This window comes from Nguyenibacter vanlangensis (assembly GCF_013376155.1).
Classification (GTDB): Bacteria; Pseudomonadota; Alphaproteobacteria; order Acetobacterales; family Acetobacteraceae; genus Gluconacetobacter; species Gluconacetobacter vanlangensis.
Genome location: NZ_JABXXP010000286.1, coordinates 1 through 3,605 on the forward strand (window position 1 = coordinate 1; position 3,605 = coordinate 3,605).

A 3,605-nucleotide genomic window follows, 5' to 3' on the forward strand; every position below is an offset into this window, starting at 1 on the left:
GACGCTGCGTGCGGGCCTCGCGCGCTTCATCGCCCGCCACCGCCCCGATGAGCTGATGCTGGTCGGCGCCATCCACGACCACGCGGCCCGGCTGCATTCCTTCTCCCTCGCCGCCGCCGCCCACCGGCAATTGGCCGGCGCGGGCTGACCCGGGCTGACACGGAACGATGGACGGCCCGCATCGCCGGTGCGATGATCCGCCCATGCCTATCCCATTCTGCATCCCGTTCAAAGATCTCGCTTTCCCTGCCCCCACCGCCGAAAGCCTGGCCCGGGCCTTCGGCGCGGTGAACGCCCTGCTCGATGCCGGTCAGCGCGACGGCGCGCTGGCGCTGTTCGATACCGAACGCCGCGCCTACGAAAGCTGGGCGTCCATGGTGGCGCTCCGCTTCGCGCAGGACACCGGCTCGACCCAGGCCCGCGCCGACCGCGAACTGGCCGACGGCCTGACCCCCCTGGTAACCGAGCACGAGGTCGGCATCAAGCGCCGCCTGCTGGACGATCCCAACCGCGCCGGGCTGCTGCATGCCGTGGGCACCCATACCGTCCGGCTGTGGGAAACCGACATCACCACCTTCGATACGCGCCTGCGCCCGGCGCTCGAGGAAGAATCCCGCCTGGCCGCCGACTATACCGCCCTGCTGGCCGCCGCCCGGGTGACGATCGGCGACCGCACGGTCAATCTCTCCGGCCTCGCCCCGTTCGCCGAGGATCTCGACCGCACCGTCCGCCACCAGGCGGAACGCGCGCGCTGGGACGTCTTCGCCGGCCATGGCGCGCAGTTGGACACGCTCTATGACCGCCTGGTCCACGTCCGCGACGGCATGGCCAGGACACTCGGCTATGACAATTACGTGGCGCTGGGCTATCGCCGGATGCGCCGGGTCGATTACGGCCCCCAGGACGTCGCGCGCTTCCGCGACGAAATCCGCGCCCATGTGGTCCCCCTGGTCGCGGCCATCATGGAAAATCGCCGCCTGACCATGAACTGGGACCGGCTTCGCGCATGGGACGAGCCGCTGATCGACCCGCTGGGCAACCCCCGTCCGGCCGGCGGCCACGACCTGCTGCTCGAACGCGCCCGGACCATGTTCGACCGCATGGGCGGCGATCTGGGTCCGTTCTATGCCGGGATGGTCCAGGGCGGCTATCTCGACCTGCAGAACCGCCCGGGCAAGGCCGGGGGCGGGTTCTGCACCGCCTTCCCCAGCATCGGCATGCCGTTCATCTTCGCCAATTTCAACGGCACGCCGCACGACATCGCCGTCTTCACGCACGAAATGGGCCACGCCTACCAGAACTGGAAAAGCCGCGACCTGCCCGGGATCGACCTGCTCTGGCCGACCATGGATGCCGCCGAGATCAATTCCATGGCGCTGGAATTCCTCACCTGGCCCCATATCGACCTGATGGTCGAGGACGGCGCGGCCGAACGGTTCCGCCGCGCCCACCTGATCGGCGCCCTGGCCTTCCTGCCCTACGGGGCCTGCGTCGATCATTTCCAGCATGAGGTCTATGCCCGCCCGGACATGTCGCCCCAGGATCGGCACGCGACCTGGCTGCAGCTCGAACGGCTCTACATGCCCTGGCGCGATTGGGGCGACCTGGCATGGCCGGCCAAGGGCGGCCGGTGGCAGGCCCAGGGCCATATCTACCGCTCGCCCTTCTATTACATCGACTATGCGCTGGCCCTGTGCTGCGCGATGCAGTTCTGGCTGCGCGCCCGCAAGGACCGGCACGGCACGATGGCGACCTACACCGACCTCTGCGCGCTGGGGGGCGCCCAGCCCTTTACCGGATTGCTGGCCGCCGCCGGGCTCGAAAGCCCGTTCGCCCCGGGCACCCTGACCGATATCGTGGCCGAGGCGGAAAATTACCTGCAGATGCGCTGAGGCGACCGGCGGGCCGGATGACGCGGCGTGACGACGCGGAAATGAATGGCGGGGGCTTCAGTGCCCCCGCGTGTCCCAACCGGCCAGCAGGTCGACCACCGCCTGGGCCGACATGCGCCGCGCATCGCCCAGCGCCAGCGCCCCGTCCGGATTCAGCACCTGCCCCTTGGGGGTAACGATCAGTACGGTCGGCACCGCCTTGATCGTCACGCCATATTTCTGCGCGATGTCCAGATTGGTGTCGATATGCCCGACATTGACGTTCACCCGCTCGAAGCTCGCGGCCACCCAGGGGGCCACGGTCGGCAGCGCCAGAACACCCGCCAGCATGCGGCAATCGGGGCACCAGTTCCCGCCGAAATCGATCAGCACGTTCCTGCCCGACGCCCGCGCCCTGGCGAACGCCTCATCGACCTGCGCCTGGGCGCCCTCCGGCGGGCCATAGGGTGCGGCGACGGGGTGCGGCACCGCGTGCCCCACCTTCGGCGTCGGCGGCAGTTCCGCCAGAGCGGGCGTGGACAGCACGCCCAGCAGCATGGCGGGCAGGATTGCGGCGGAAAGCAGACGGCGCAGTTTCATGATGTTCCGGGTCCATCGATCAGAAAGGGCAGAAAATGCAAATAGAGCATGATAACGGCGGGAATGAACGAGCGATAATATCCCGTCAAGATGGACCACAGGCGTCATCCGCCATACAACTCCGCCGACAGGACATCAGGACAGAAGGAACCGCCCCCGGATGACAGAGTCCCCGCCCAGCATCACCCGCACCTTGGCCAAGACCGCCGCCCTGGTCGCGCTGACGGCCGGCCTGATGGCCAGCCTGCGCTACAGCGCCACGGTCGCGCACTGGGTCGATCACATTGCCGGCACCCGCCTGTGGAGCGCCCTGTACAGCCTGGCCGGCGCATCCGACGCCCTGCAGCGCGAGCGGCTGATCCTGATGGGCGTCACCGTCGCCTGCTTCCTGGTGGCCCTCCCCCTCGTCCAGGCCGGCGAATGGGCGGTGGACCGGCTCCGCGCCCGCCGCGCGGGATTACGGACCGGGACCTGATCCCGGCGACGCGCCGCCCGCGGCCGAACCCGCCCCTGCATCCCCCGCCGCGTCCCGGTCCCAAAAAAATGTCAGCTCGTGCTTGTTGTGCCACAGATGCCGCACCGATCCGCCCGGGATCGCGGCAAAGGCCTCGGCGGTCTCATGATCGGTCTCGCCCTGGAACTTGATGGTCAGCACGATCCGCCGCGCCATCCCCGCCGCGATCCATCGCCGTGCCAGCGCCAGCAGACGCGGCGGATAGGCGATGATATCCGAAAACAGCCAATCCACCGGCCCCAGTTCCTCGGGCGCGATCCCGAACGCGCTGCCCCGCAGGGACCGTACCCCCGGCATCGCAGCCACCTCCGGGGCCAGTTCGGCGCGGTCCACCGCGACGATCTCGGCACCGCATCGTGCCACCACCCAGGTCCATCCCCCCGGCGCCGCGCCCAGATCGACGCAGCGTTCGCCCGGCACCGGCCAGCGCCCCAGCCGGGCACAGGCCTCCCATAATTTCAGATAGGCGCGCGAGGGTGGCCCCTCCCGGTCCTCGACGAACTGCGCCGCCCCGTTCACGAAGGGCGAGGATTTGCGCGCCGACAGCAGCATCCGGTCCGGTGCCAGCAAGGTCCACGCCCCCAGATGCCCGCCCGGCGCGGCCGCGGGAAAGACCAGCT

General features: G+C 69.3%; 4 protein-coding genes. 2 read left to right on the forward strand and 2 right to left on the reverse strand.

The genetic code is table 11. The features are described from left to right. The first annotated feature begins 203 nt into the window (after positions 1-203). Positions 204-1,892, forward strand: coding sequence for a M3 family oligoendopeptidase (locus HUK84_RS12495; protein WP_176640586.1), 1,689 nt, complete (start codon positions 204-206; stop codon positions 1,890-1,892). A 57-nt stretch (positions 1,893-1,949) separates the two neighbouring features. Here HUK84_RS12495 and HUK84_RS12500 read toward each other — a convergent pair whose 3' ends face one another. Further along, complete coding sequence (locus tag HUK84_RS12500; RefSeq protein ID WP_176640587.1) at positions 1,950-2,471, reverse strand: thioredoxin family protein; 522 nt, start codon at positions 2,469-2,471, stop codon at positions 1,950-1,952. 160 nt (positions 2,472-2,631) lie between these two features. Here HUK84_RS12500 and HUK84_RS12505 point away from each other — a divergent pair, with 160 nt between their 5' ends. Next, positions 2,632-2,946 carry a hypothetical protein gene (locus HUK84_RS12505; RefSeq protein WP_176640588.1) on the forward strand — a complete coding sequence of 105 codons (315 nt, stop codon included), beginning with the start codon at positions 2,632-2,634 and terminating at the stop codon, positions 2,944-2,946. On the opposite strand, the gene HUK84_RS12510 is transcribed toward HUK84_RS12505, so the two are convergent. Next, the coding region (locus HUK84_RS12510) for an SAM-dependent methyltransferase (protein ID WP_281362806.1) at positions 2,929-3,605 on the reverse strand (677 nt) is incomplete at its 5' end. The genes HUK84_RS12505 and HUK84_RS12510 overlap by 18 nt on opposite strands.